Source organism: Pseudomonas sp. R37(2017), assembly GCF_002113375.1.
Taxonomy (GTDB): domain Bacteria; phylum Pseudomonadota; class Gammaproteobacteria; order Pseudomonadales; family Pseudomonadaceae; genus Aquipseudomonas.
This window is the reverse complement of the sequence record NZ_NEHO01000004.1, coordinates 108,771-122,135: the sequence shown is the minus strand read 5'-3', so window position 1 is coordinate 122,135 and position 13,365 is coordinate 108,771. Positions and strand designations below refer to the sequence as shown.

Sequence of the window (13,365 nt, the reverse complement as noted above, 5' to 3'; positions counted from 1 at the left end):
ATGTCGAGGAAAATTTGATGCGCATCGTTCCCCATATCCTGGGCGCAGCCATTGCTGCCGCTCTGATCAGCACGCCAGTTTTCGCCGCCGAACTGACCGGCACCCTGAAGAAGATCAAAGAGTCCGGCACCATCACCCTGGGCCATCGCGACGCTTCCATTCCTTTCTCCTACATCGCGGATGCCTCCGGCAAACCGATGGGCTACTCCCACGACCTGCAACTGAAAGTCGTCGATGCCCTGAAAAAAGAGCTGGACCTGCCGAACCTGCAGGTCAAATACAACCTGGTGACCTCGCAGACTCGTATCCCGCTGGTGCAGAACGGCACCGTGGATCTGGAGTGCGGTTCCACCACCAACAACGTCGAGCGTCAGCAACAGGTTGACTTCTCCGTCGGCATCTTCGAAGTCGGCACCCGTCTGCTGTCCAAGAAAGACTCGGCCTACAAGGATTTCGACGATCTGAAAGGCAAGAACGTCGTGACCACCGCCGGCACCACGTCCGAGCGCATCCTCAAGGCAATGAATGCCGACAAGCAGATGAACATGAACGTCATCTCCGCCAAAGACCACGGTGAGTCCTTCCAGATGCTGGAAACCGGCCGCGCAGTGGCGTTCATGATGGACGACGTACTGCTGGCTGGCGAAATGGCCAAGGCCAAGAAGCCTGCCGACTGGGCCGTGACCGGCACACCACAGTCCTACGAGATCTACGGCTGCATGGTGCGCAAGGGCGACGAGGCATTCAAAAAGGTCGTGGATGACGCCATCAAGGCCACCTACGCATCGGGCGAGATCAACAAGATCTACGACAAGTGGTTCCAGCAGCCAGTACCGCCTAAAGGCGTGAACCTGCAATTCCCGATGAGCAACGAGCTCAAGGCCCTGATCGCCACGCCGACCGATAAAGCGGCTGACGAAAAGAAATCCTGATTTCTGACTAACCTTATCTCCTGAAAGGGCCGTTGCCCTTTCGGGAGTTGTCACCTCCTGCTGGCATATCTGGAAACACTCGAACCGGTGGCTATCGAGCTGGTCGCGTGTGCCCGATCGACAAGATCGGGTGGGGACGGAACTTTCCCCCAGGCGGGTACTTGTACATCGATTGATCTGAGGGGAGACCCTAATGAATTACAACTGGGACTGGGGCGTGTTCTTCAAGTCCACCGGCGTGGGCAGCGAGACCTATCTCGACTGGTTCATCTCCGGTCTGGGCTGGACCATCGGCATCGCCGTCGCGGCCTGGATCATCGCCCTGACACTGGGCTCGATCCTGGGTGTCATGCGCACCGTGCCGAACCGCATCGTATCGGGCATCGCCACCTGCTACGTCGAACTCTTCCGTAACGTGCCGCTGCTGGTTCAGCTGTTCATCTGGTACTTCCTGGTGCCCGATCTGCTGCCGCCCGACCTGCAGGAGTGGTACAAGCAGGACCTGAACCCGACCACCTCGGCCTTCCTCAGCGTCGTCGTGTGCCTGGGCCTGTTCACCGCCGCCCGTGTTTGCGAACAAGTGCGTACCGGCATCCAGGCGCTGCCCAAAGGCCAGGAATCCGCGGCCCGCGCCATGGGTTTCAACCTGCCGCAGATCTACTGGAACGTGCTGCTGCCCCAGGCCTACCGGATCATCATTCCGCCGCTCACCTCGGAATTTCTCAACGTCTTCAAGAACTCGTCCGTGGCCTCGCTGATCGGCCTGATGGAGTTGCTGGCGCAGACCAAACAGACCGCCGAATTCTCGGCCAACCTGTTCGAAGCGTTCACCCTGGCCACACTGATCTACTTCACCCTGAACATGAGCCTGATGCTGCTGATGCGCATGGTCGAGAAGAAGGTTGCCGTTCCGGGCCTGATCTCCGTAGGGGGTAAATGATGGAATTCGATTTCTCGGGCATCGTCCCGTCCCTGCCGGGCCTGTGGAACGGCATGATCATGACCCTCAAGCTGATGGCCATGGGCGTCATCGGCGGGATCATCCTCGGCACCATCCTAGCGCTGTGCCGTCTGTCCCACAGCAAGCTGCTGTCGAACATGGCCGGTGCCTACGTCAACTACTTCCGTTCGATTCCGCTGCTGCTGGTGATCACCTGGTTCTACCTGGCGGTGCCGTTCGTGCTGCGCTGGATCACTGGCGAGGACACCCCGATCGGCGCGTTCACCTCGTGCATCGTGGCCTTCATGATGTTCGAAGCGGCGTACTTCTGCGAAATCGTCCGGGCCGGCGTGCAGTCGATTCCAAAGGGCCAGATGGGTGCCGCCAAGGCACTGGGCATGACTTACGGCCAGATGATGCGCCTGATCATCCTGCCGCAGGCGTTCCGCAAGATGACGCCACTGTTGCTGCAACAGAGCATCATCCTGTTCCAGGACACCTCGCTGGTCTACGCCGTCGGCCTGGTGGACTTCCTCAACGCTTCGCGTGCCAGCGGCGACATCATCGGCCGCTCCAATGAGTTCCTGATCTTTGCAGGGCTCGTGTACTTCATCATCAGCTTTGCCGCCTCGCAGTTGGTCAAGCGCCTGCAAAAAAGGATCACCGTATGATCTCCATCAAGAACATCAACAAGTGGTATGGCGACTTCCAGGTGCTGACCGATTGCAGCACCGAGGTCAAGAAAGGCGAAGTGATCGTGGTGTGCGGGCCGTCCGGTTCCGGCAAATCGACCCTGATCAAATGCGTCAACGCCCTGGAACCGTTCCAGAAAGGTGACATCGTGGTCGACGGCACTTCCATTGCCGACCCGAAAACCAACCTGCCCAAGCTGCGCTCGCGCGTGGGCATGGTGTTCCAGCATTTCGAACTGTTCCCGCACCTGACCATCACCGAAAACCTGACCATCGCGCAGATCAAGGTGCTGGGCCGCAGCAAGGAAGAGGCCACCAAGAAAGGCCTGCAGTTGCTGGACCGTGTAGGCCTGTCGGCTCACGCCCACAAGCACCCGGGCCAACTGTCCGGTGGCCAGCAACAGCGTGTGGCGATTGCCCGTGCGCTGGCGATGGACCCGATCGTCATGCTGTTCGACGAACCGACCTCGGCACTGGACCCGGAAATGGTCAACGAAGTACTCGACGTGATGGTGCAACTGGCCCACGAGGGCATGACCATGATGTGCGTGACCCACGAAATGGGCTTCGCCCGCAAAGTGGCTGACCGCGTCATCTTCATGGACGCCGGCAAGATCATCGAAGACTGCAAGAAAGAAGAGTTCTTCGGCGACATCAACCATCGTGCCGAGCGTACGCAGCACTTCCTCAACAAGATTCTGCAGCACTAAGAAAAACACCACGCCCCCAGTGGGAGCGGGCTTTTGTGGCGAGGGGGCTTGCCCCCGTTGGGTCGCGAAGCGGCCCCGGCGTTTTGAACTCAGACCGCATGCGATGGGTTTACGACTGCTTCGCAGCCGAACGGGGGCAAGCCCCCTCGCCACAGAGCCAGCTCCCACAGGGATCGTGGTGGTATTGAGATTTGTGTTGTGGTTGACCCCAAGGCATCTGTGATGAAATGCGACCCCAATCTTTATCGCGCAGCGTCGCCATCACTCGCCGTGAAACCCCGTCTGGTTCGCCATTTGTTCCTCCCACCGCTGATCATCGCCATGATGATCGGACTGGGCTATATCGGCTTCTGGATCAGTGAGCACTATGGCATTCGCAGCCTCGGCGAGAACGGCCAGCGCCAGCTGGAACTGCACGCCCGTGCCGTCGAAAGCGAAATCAGCAAATACACCTACCTGCCCAGCCTGCTGGAACTCGAAACCAGTGTTTCGCAGTTGCTGGCCGACCCGACTCCGGAACACCGGCAAAGGGTCAACGATTACCTCGAAGGCCTGAACCGGCGCAGCCGCAGTCGGGCCATCTACGTGATGGACACCACCGGCCGCGTCATGGCCACCAGTAACTGGCGCGATGTCGACAGTTACCTGGGTGAAGACCTGTCCTTCCGCGCCTATTTCCAGAATGCCGTGCGCGGTCAGCCGGGGCGTTTCTATGGCATCGGCAGCACCAACGGCGAACCCGGCTACTACCTGGCCCATGGCCTGGAAGAACACGGCAAGATCATCGGCGTCGCGGTGGTCAAGGTGCGCCTGGAGGCCATGGAAGAACGCTGGCAGCGAGCTCGCCTGGAAGCCTTCGTCAGCGACGAAAACGGCATCATCATTCTGTCCAGCGATCCGGCCCGGCGTTTGAAATCGGTAGTGCCACTGAGCGAAGAAACCAAGGAAAAACTCGCCCGCAGCCTGCAGTACTACTGGTTCCCGCTCAACGAACTGCAACCGCTGGCCCGGGAAACCCTGTCCGAAGGCGTGGAAAAACTCACGTTCCCGGCCAACAGTGAACTAGTGTCCGACGATGAAAACATCAGCTACCTGTCGCAAACCCGGCCGCTCAGCGATACGCCGTGGAATTTCACCCTGCTCACGCCGCTCCAGGACTTGCGCCGCGAGGCGATAAACCAGGGGATTCTGGTGGCCGTGGCGTTTGCCCTCTGTGCCTTTCTGCTGATCGCCTGGAACGAGCGGCGCAAGGTGATCGCCACTCGCCTCGCCGCCCGGGAAGCCTTGCAGGAAGCCAACAACCAGCTGGAGCGTCGGATTGCCGAACGCACCACCGACCTGCGCGCCAGCAACGAACGGCTCAAGGGCCAGATCCGCGAACGCCGGCACGCCGAAGAGACCCTGCGCCGCGCCCAGGATGAATTGGTACAGGCCGGAAAACTCGCGGCCATCGGCCAGATGTCCACCAGCATTGCCCACGAACTGAACCAGCCGCTGGCGGCGCTGCGCACCCTGTCCGGCAATACCGTGCGCTTCCTCGAACGCGGCCAGCTCGATGTGGCCAGCACCAACCTCAAGACCATCAATGAACTGATCGACCGCATGGGTCGGATCACCGCCAGCCTGCGCTCGTTCGCCCGCCGCGGTGACGACAAGGGCCAGGCCTGCCTCGGCAAGGCGGTGGACGCGGCCCTGCAATTGCACGGCGCGCGAGTGGAAAACACCCCGCTGCAATTGCACCGCCACTTCGAAGCTGTGCAGGTGCAGATCGACCAGACCCGTCTGGAGCAGATTCTGGTCAACCTGATCGGCAACGCCCTCGACGCCATGCAAGCGCAACCGCAACCCGAGCTGTGGCTCGAAGGCGAAGCGTTCGATGGCAAATACCGCCTGCGCGTGCGGGACAATGGCCACGGCATCGACGCCGAAGCGCGCAAGCACCTGTTCGAACCGTTCTTCACCACCAAACCCGGCGAACAGGGCCTGGGCCTTGGCCTGACCCTTTCCGCCAGCCTGGCCGCCGCCACCGGCGGTCACCTGGGCGTCGAGCACCCGTCCAGCGGTGGTACCGCATTCGTTCTCAGTTTACCGTTGGTAAGCCTCACTCCCGCCGAGCCAATATGAACAACGACCTTAGTGTATTGATCGTCGAAGACGACCCCCATGTGCTGCTCGGTTGCCAACAGGCACTGACCCTGGAAGACATTCCCTGCATTGGCGTGGGCAGTGCCGAAGAGGCCCTGGAGCAGGTCGGCGACAACTTTGCCGGCATCGTCATCAGCGACATTCGCCTGCCGGGCATCGATGGCCTGGAATTGCTGACCCGGCTCAAGGCCCGCGACCGCAGCTTGCCGGTGGTGCTGATCACCGGGCATGGCGACATCTCCATGGCCGTCGGCGCGATGCAGAAAGGCGCCTACGACTTCATGGAAAAGCCGTTCTCCCCGGAACGCCTGGTGGACGTGGCCCGCCGCGCGCTGGAGCAACGCAGCCTGGCGCGGGAGGTATCGTCGCTGCGCCGGCAACTGGCCGAGCGCGACTCCCTCGAAGGGCGGATCATCGGACGCTCGCCGGCCATGCAGAATTTGCGGGAACTGATCGCCAATGTCGCCGATACCTCGGCCAACGTGCTGATCGAAGGCGAGACTGGCACCGGCAAGGAGCTGGTCGCGCGCTGCCTGCATGATTTCAGTCGGCGGCACACCAAGCAGTTCGTCGCCCTGAACTGCGGCGGCCTGCCGGAAAACCTCTTCGAAAGTGAAATTTTCGGCCACGAAGCCAACGCCTTCACCGGCGCGGGCAAGCGGCGGATCGGCAAGATCGAACACGCCGACGGCGGCACGCTGTTCCTCGACGAAGTGGAAAGCATGCCCCTGCCCTTGCAGATCAAACTGCTGCGGGTGTTGCAGGAACGCACCCTCGAGCGCCTCGGTTCGAACCAGAGCGTGGCGGTGGATTGCCGGGTGATCGCGGCGACCAAATCCGATCTCGTCCAGTCGAGCAAGGCCGGCGAATTCCGCAGCGACCTGTATTACCGCCTCAACGTAGTGACCCTGGAACTGCCACCCCTGCGCGAACGCCGCGAGGACATCCTGCAACTGTTCGAACACTTTCTGCAGCAGTCGTCCCTGCGCTTCGACCGCGCGGTGCCGGAGTTGGACAACCAGACCGTCTCCAACCTGATGAGCCACGACTGGCCAGGCAACGTGCGTGAACTGCGCAACGTTGCCGAACGCTTTGCCCTGGGCCTGCCGGCGTTCAAGAAAACCGGTGCAGGCGGCGGCAATCAGGGCCTGGCCTTTGCCGAAGCGGTGGAAGCGTTCGAGCGCAACCTGCTCAGCGATGCCTTGCAACGCAGCGGCGGCAACCTGACCCAGGCCAGCCAGGAACTGGGCATGGCCAAGACCACGCTGTTCGACAAAGTGAAGAAGTACGGCCTGAGCCACTGACGGACCAGGTATCCCCCTGTAGGAGCGAGCACGCTCGCGATGGCGGTGTTTCAGCCAAGGATGATATCGACTGACCCGACGCCATCGCGAGCATGCCGCAAGCGGGCACTCGCTCCTACAGGTCATCAGGGTTAGAGGAGGTTGCGATCGGCCACAGGCTCGATCTGCGCCCAGTGCGAGGTGTCTTCACGGTGCTCGCGCAAGTACGGCAACACCGCCGCCAGCAACGGCGCCTTGAACGCCTCCTGGAAACGATGGGCCAGGCCCGGAATCAGGATCAACTGACTGCCACGCAGATGCGCCGCCAGATGCACCCCGTGCATCACTGGCAGCAGCGGGTCGGCCGTGCCATGCACCACCAGCGCCGGCACCCGCAACCGGTTGAGCAGCGCCACCCGGCTCGGCTCGGCGAGAATGGCCATGATCTGGCGTTTCACGCCCTCGGGGTTGAACGCCCGGTCATAGGACTGCGCCGCCTGATGCAGCAGCGCCTGACGATCATCAGTGACCATCGGGCTGCCCAGCGCCGCCAGCAAGTCGGCCTGTTGCTCCAGGGCCACTGCGCGGTTCGGAGCTCCGCGCCGGGCCAACAACTGCACCAGCGCCGCATTCGGCGCCGGCAAGCCTTCGGCCCCGGAGCTGGTCATGATCAGGGTCAGGCTCTCGACCCGCTGCGGTGCCATGGCCGCCATGTGCTGGGCGATCATCCCGCCCATGCTGGCGCCCAACACGTGGAATTGATCGATGTGCAAGGCGTCCATCAAACCCAGGCCATCGTCGGCCATGTCGGTCAGCGAGTACGGCGACGACACCGGCAATCCGAGTTTGTAGCGCAGCACTTCGAAGGTCAGGTTGACTTCGGCCGGAGCTTGCCGCCAGGTCGACAGGCCGACATCGCGATTGTCATAGCGGATCACCCGGAAACCCTGCTGGCACAGGGCGACCACCACCTCGTCCGGCCAGTGAATCAACTGCCCGCCCAGGCCCATCACCAGCAGCAAGGCCGGATCAGACGCACGGCCGATGCTCTGGTACGCCAGGCTTACCTGGGCCAGATCCGCCCGTTCGGTCGGAACATTGACGTCACAACGCGCAGCCGCCAGGGACGGCAGGCCGAACAACAGCGCGGCCAAAAATACGACTCGTGAAAGAAATGAAGCGCCCATGAAAAAACACCAAAACGCAGAACCCCAGTAGAGCGCGAGTCTGATGAAGTTTGTTCAAGCGCGCTGCCACAGTTCCATGACAGTTTGATGAAGAGTGCCGAGCGGTCGACGAGAAACAAAAGCGCACTGCGCGTTAACTATGTACCGCCAGTTCCTGGTACGACGAACCTTTAATGGGGGCAACGCCGGCACAAGCCCGGCCCTTTGGAGAACTATCGTCATGGTCGACGAACACACCCCCTTACCGAGCGACTTCGGTCTCACACGCACTTTGCCGTCCAGCCTGGATGAAAGCCTGATACTGAGCGCTTCGGCGCGCTGCAACGACTGCCGCGTCCAGTGGCTCGCACTCATGGCACAAGACCAGCAATCGCCGTTGACCGCCGACTGGTGGCAGGCACGCGCACATGGCACGGACCTTTCACGCAAGGCACAGGCCATTGGTTTGTATCGCCAGCATTTCGAGGCGTCGTGCCAATTGGCGTTCGCCCAAGGCACCTTGAATACCGAACAGATCAACGTGCTGCTGGACCTCGTCAATCCGACAGCGCAAGCAACAACACCCGAGGTCCGGGTTTACGTCGAAATGCTCTCGCTCGCGGGCCACAGCGGTCGGTCCCCTGAGCTGCCGGGAGCGCTGGTCATTACCCGCGATACCGACCACCCCGTCACCCAGATGCTGTACTTGCCGTCTCGACAAGCGCACTGGATGACCTTTGACGACCGCAACAGCATGGAGCGCTGGCTGAACCAACAGCAGGCGCAACTGCTCGAGCAACCTCAATCGCAAGCCAGCAACGTCACCATCAGCTACAGCGTGCTCGACAAACCCGAGCTGTCGAAAAGTGCCGAATCCCTGTTGGCGCGATTAGCCATGTCGGCCGCCGACCGGCAACGCTATGCGACGGTTTTTGCCTCGCCACCGGATCTGCCAATGCCGGACGCAAACGACGACATTGCCCCGTTTGGCCAACTGAGCCCCGACATTCCATTTGGCTTGCGACGCAGTGCCGTGCTGAAACAGCAATCGGCACTGGAGAATCTGCTCGGCCCGGACTTTCCAGACCCCAACGATCCGCGCCTGCAACGACTGCAACTGAAATTCGACGCGCTGAGCGCTGCCGAGCAAGCCAGCACCGACGCAGCAAGCGCACTCCTGTACAGCGTCAATGCACAGCAACTGCTGGAACTGCGCCACCAGCCAGGCCCGCATTACGCCGCCCTGTACCAGGCGCGCCTGACCGGCCTGCGTGCCGAAGCCGAGCTGCAATTGAGCCTGAATCAGATCGACAGTGAAGAACATCAGTGGATCACCACGGTGCTCGACGCCCCCGATCAAGCTCGACCGGCAGATCGCGTGGTTGCGCGACTGGAGCTCTCGGCGACTGTCAGCGAGGGTGACACCACGACGACGCAAACCCGGGAATTGGACGGCGTATTGGTATTCGCCCGTGCATCGGCCCTGTTGCAGACAGCCACCGACAGTCTGTTGCTCTATTGGCCCGGACGTTTTGGGGGCCTGCAACGGTTCGCCTCTCGCCAGGCAATGGAGCAAGAGTTGTTCAAGTTATCAGCCAACGAAAACACGCAAACGCTGCAACTGCTGCCGCTGACCCGCAACCCGTTCGAATACGCCTTGCAAACCCAGCTTCATGCCCACGAACAACAGGCAGCCCGAATCATTGCTGACAATCCCACGCCGCAACGTGCCGATCAGCGCCGCCAGGCCCTGGAGAAACTGCGCGAGCAAGCCCTGGCCAGCCTCACAGTGCCCATCCCGGCTGCGCGAGAACTGGCTTACGCGCAATTGCTCGAGCAACACCGGAGCGGCATATTGGCGGGCAACTTGCCACAATGGCTTGGCACGCTGTCCGAGGCTCAGCGCTCGCGACTCAAAGGGTTATTCACTGCCTACATCGAGGCGATGAAGCGCTCCCATGCACTGCTCGAACGCGAACTGCCGCCAAGGGAAGCCTTCGCTGAAAAAGCCATCGACATAAAGCTGCGCCAGGATTTCGGCCTCACACAAAAGATCGAGGTACTGCTCGACCTGCCTGACTCTACCTACTGGCAGAAAGTCGTCATGGAGGGTGCCGCGCCGGGCACACCTCAGCAAAACATGCTGTTTGCCAGCCAGCAGCGCAGCAAGCTGTCGCTCGCCGAACTGGCACTCGGCAATATCGATGAAGCCATGTGGCTGCGCCTGACGTTCATGCGAGTCGAGATCAGCGGGGCCGATGAGGCGCAACGTCAGCGGTTGCAAAGCGGCATCAGCCAGATGTGGTTGCGCGCGCTGGTTACCGAACTTGACCTGGCCGGGCAATATGAAACGCTGATCCGCGAGACCTTCCTCGGCAGCGGGGGCGCGTCGACCTTCAGCAATGAACATCGTCGCGAATGCCTGAGCGAGCCGTGGCGCCTGATGCTCAAATTGCAAGGCGAGTTCGCTTTGCTGCAACGGCAGATCAGCGCCGACGGGCACCAATTGCTGGAGATCGCCATCGACGCCAATAGCCGTGAAGCCTATGCGGCCAACGGCAAACGCATCGTGCTGTTGCCGGCGAACCTGACGGCGGGCGGTGAGGACACCCCGCATCAGGGACCGAGCACCCTGGCCGGTGTCACCTTTATCGTGGAACAGGTCAGCGACCTGACCCTGCTTTACCTGCCCGACAGTCCTGACGGCATCTTTCTACGCCAGTACGACACGCTCGAAGAAGCGCGCAAAGCCCTGTTCAACCTGTGCCTGCACACACAAACGGTCAACTACCTGGCCGACCGCGCCATTCATGGCAATTTTGAACAGCACATCAACCGGATCAACCAGGCGTTGTTGAAAAACCACGATGCCTTGATCGGCACGGGAACGGCCTGGCCGGCCACCACCTCACTAGCGGTCCACCTGGTCAATGTCCATATGGGCCGTTTGCTCCAAGCGCACCGGACGACATCGCGCTCCAACGATGCCTTGTACTTTGAGCGTGCCGCATTGAAGTGCGGCGCTCTGTTCAACTACCTGAAAATGGCCTTGGGCATGGTGCCTTTCGTGGGCTCGGCCATCGCCTTGTATGACGCCTGGAGCAGCGCGAATCTGGCGGTTGCTGCTTTCCTGCGTGGCGATGTCGGTCATGGTCTGGCCGAAGTGGAGGCGGTGCTGATGTCATTGATCGACGCCGCGATGGATATTGTTCCCGGTGCATCCATCGGTTCCAGCCCGGCGGCGGCCGCTCGTTCGCTGACGCGAGTACGACAGCTTGGAATAAAGTCACTACGTCCCTTGAGGACCCTCCGTCATGCCAGGCAAGTTGTCGAACGTTTTGCGGGTTACGAGTACGAAAACCTGATCAGCCTTGCCAGCCTGCAACCAGGGACCCACGGGATTTACCGCAATGTCTATCGGCATGCAGACGGCGACTTCATCGTTCGACAGGGTCGCATTTTCCAGATCGAGTGGAGCAACGACTCACGAAACTGGCGTTTGACCGGCACTCGAATGAAAACCTACAAGCAACCCATTGCGGTTGATGAAGCGGGTGACTGGGATACTTACTTCCATGTCCACGGCAAGACGTTCGAAGGTGGGGGGCTCGGTGGCGGTGCCGTCCTCGGTCACCTGGCCGACGGACTCGATCCTCTCTGGCCAGCGGCGATTCGCGAACGCTTGCCACGCTGGTGGACCGATCAGCGTTTTCGTCGGCTACAGGCATTGACTGAGGCTGCCGACAACCTGGCGCCGCAACTCGACGCCCAAGTGTCACGGACCAATACCCTGCTGCGAAGTTACAACAGCAGCACTATCGCGAATCGCGCGGCAATCAGAGAGATCGCCGATACGTCCTGCATCACTGATATTGAAATGGCTTCCAGGCATTACCAGACACTGGTTGATCTATTGCCTCTGAACCACGGCAGTAAAAGGCGTGCCCTCGTGGAGATGCAGAGCGATGACGCGCTGATCCTGGCTGACCGACACCAGCAGCGCCTGTACTTTGCCAATCATCGCGCGGTTGAATTGCTGGATCTGAGCGACGCCCTCATCCTGCGCCTGGACCGGATGCCCCACGATGACCTCGCCTCGCGCCTGCGCGTTCTCGAGCGCATTCGCAAGGTGCGCGTGGACTTCGTCCGCGAACTGGACGCCATCGATGCCATCCATCGCGATTTCAATCTGTGGTACGAGCAGCTGACCGTCCCCGCACACAAGAAACAATTCACGCCAACCGCCAGAATGCTCACAGGACGCCTGAGCGAGGCCAACAAGCTTTACCTGAAAACCGGACACCTCCTGGAAGTGATCAAGCGTTTCGATACGGCCAACGATATCTCGTGGCTCTATCTGCAACAGCAGTCCCGGAACCTGCGGGCCAGGGTGGATCGTGCATTGTTCACTCAATTCAGCCTGCCTGAAGTCACCGCGACCAAGGCGCAACGGACTCAAATACTGCGTGACTGCCTTGAGGCATACGATCTGTTTCGCCGCGAAATGAATATCTGGACCGCCAGTTATCCACAGCACTTTCACCTGGAGTGGGTCGCTCCGTTGATGGAGGGCATCGAAAGGATGGCCGAACGGGCACGCAAGGGTATTCAGGAACCGATAGCAACCTCCGCTCCGGGGCATGGCAACAAGAAAATCTTCATGACCAATGACGATCACCTGCTGATCGGCGTCGAGCACTGGGAGCCGACCACTCAAACGCGGCGATACAACCTGACTGGCGAAGGCGGAATCAACGAAGTCTGGGAGCAGGACACCCATGGCAAATTTCGCCAGGTCAGTCCCGTGGAGCAACCGGTTCAAACCATTCGAAGAGACCTGGACGCATTGCTGACCGATGCCCGCGGTCGACTCCAAGCGCTGGACAACTACAAGGCCAAGGTCCGGAGCTATGCAACCCAGGACATGTCGCCGATCGACCTGGAGCACATGATGGACAGCGAAGCCGCGGAGTTGATCTTGCGTGCCGAGGCCATCGAACGACTGTCACCGACTGAGTCCATCGCGGCGCAATTGCGCAGACGAGCGGATGAAATGCGGCGTGCGGGGCGCACTCTGCGTATCGATCAAAGCATGAAAAGCAAAACCCCGACCGAGGGCTACCTGGACTATCTGCTGGAACAGAAGGTGGTGGATATTCGCAAGGAAGGCGGTCTACGGGACCTGGGCAAACGCGCGGACGGGCGACGGGATTTCCTGCAGGAGTACGAGGTACGCGACCTGCGCAGCGAACCGGCGCAAATCCTGTGGTACGCACACTTCCACTACACCTCGGCCAAGCCGCAATTCAGCGACTTCGTCAAAGCTCATCTGAAACTGCCGGAACAACGCAATCTGGGCCTGCAATGGCAGAAAGAGGTGGCTGCCAGTGGCGGTCCGGTCGAAGCGATCTGGCGTGGTGACATTGGCAAACCACTGGGCAACAAGCACTTTTCCTCGCTGTAAAGCAGCAACGGCGGAGCACGCAATGTGTTCCGC

At 60.8% G+C, this 13,365-nt stretch carries 8 protein-coding genes; 7 read left to right on the top strand and 1 reads right to left on the bottom strand.

The window, feature by feature from the left end:
• Positions 1-17 precede the first annotated feature (17 nt).
• The 6 genes from CAG47_RS08485 (at position 18) to CAG47_RS08460 (ending at position 6,723) form a co-directional block, all read left to right on the top strand.
• A complete protein-coding gene (locus CAG47_RS08485; protein ID WP_085724733.1) occupies positions 18-932 on the top strand; it encodes a glutamate/aspartate ABC transporter substrate-binding protein in 915 nt (304 codons plus the stop codon).
• 193 nt (positions 933-1,125) lie between these two features.
• Complete coding sequence (locus tag CAG47_RS08480) at positions 1,126-1,872, top strand: amino acid ABC transporter permease (RefSeq protein ID WP_085724441.1); 747 nt, start codon at positions 1,126-1,128, stop codon at positions 1,870-1,872.
• The gene (locus CAG47_RS08475) at positions 1,872-2,543 is read left to right on the top strand and encodes an amino acid ABC transporter permease (RefSeq protein WP_085724440.1); all 672 of its coding nucleotides are present in this window, start codon (positions 1,872-1,874) and stop codon (positions 2,541-2,543) included. The genes CAG47_RS08480 and CAG47_RS08475 overlap by 1 nt, the downstream gene beginning before the upstream one ends.
• Complete coding sequence (locus tag CAG47_RS08470) at positions 2,540-3,274, top strand: amino acid ABC transporter ATP-binding protein (protein ID WP_085724439.1); 735 nt, start codon at positions 2,540-2,542, stop codon at positions 3,272-3,274. The genes CAG47_RS08475 and CAG47_RS08470 overlap by 4 nt, the downstream gene beginning before the upstream one ends.
• Positions 3,275-3,496: 222 nt before the next feature.
• Positions 3,497-5,398: a sensor histidine kinase gene (locus CAG47_RS08465; RefSeq protein ID WP_085724438.1), complete on the top strand. Its 1,902-nt coding sequence runs from the start codon at positions 3,497-3,499 to the stop codon at positions 5,396-5,398.
• Positions 5,395-6,723 carry a sigma-54 dependent transcriptional regulator gene (locus CAG47_RS08460; RefSeq protein ID WP_085724437.1) on the top strand — a complete coding sequence of 443 codons (1,329 nt, stop codon included), beginning with the start codon at positions 5,395-5,397 and terminating at the stop codon, positions 6,721-6,723. The genes CAG47_RS08465 and CAG47_RS08460 overlap by 4 nt, the downstream gene beginning before the upstream one ends.
• A 131-nt stretch (positions 6,724-6,854) precedes the next feature.
• On the opposite strand, the gene CAG47_RS08455 is transcribed toward CAG47_RS08460, so the two are convergent.
• Positions 6,855-7,889, bottom strand: a complete 1,035-nt coding sequence (locus CAG47_RS08455; protein WP_085724436.1) for an alpha/beta fold hydrolase — start codon at positions 7,887-7,889, stop codon at positions 6,855-6,857.
• 220 nt (positions 7,890-8,109) lie between these two features.
• Here CAG47_RS08455 and CAG47_RS08450 point away from each other — a divergent pair, with 220 nt between their 5' ends.
• Positions 8,110-13,332 (top strand): dermonecrotic toxin domain-containing protein, encoded by a 5,223-nt coding sequence (locus CAG47_RS08450; RefSeq protein WP_085724435.1) that lies wholly within the window; start codon positions 8,110-8,112, stop codon positions 13,330-13,332.
• The last annotated feature ends 33 nt before the right edge of the window (positions 13,333-13,365 follow it).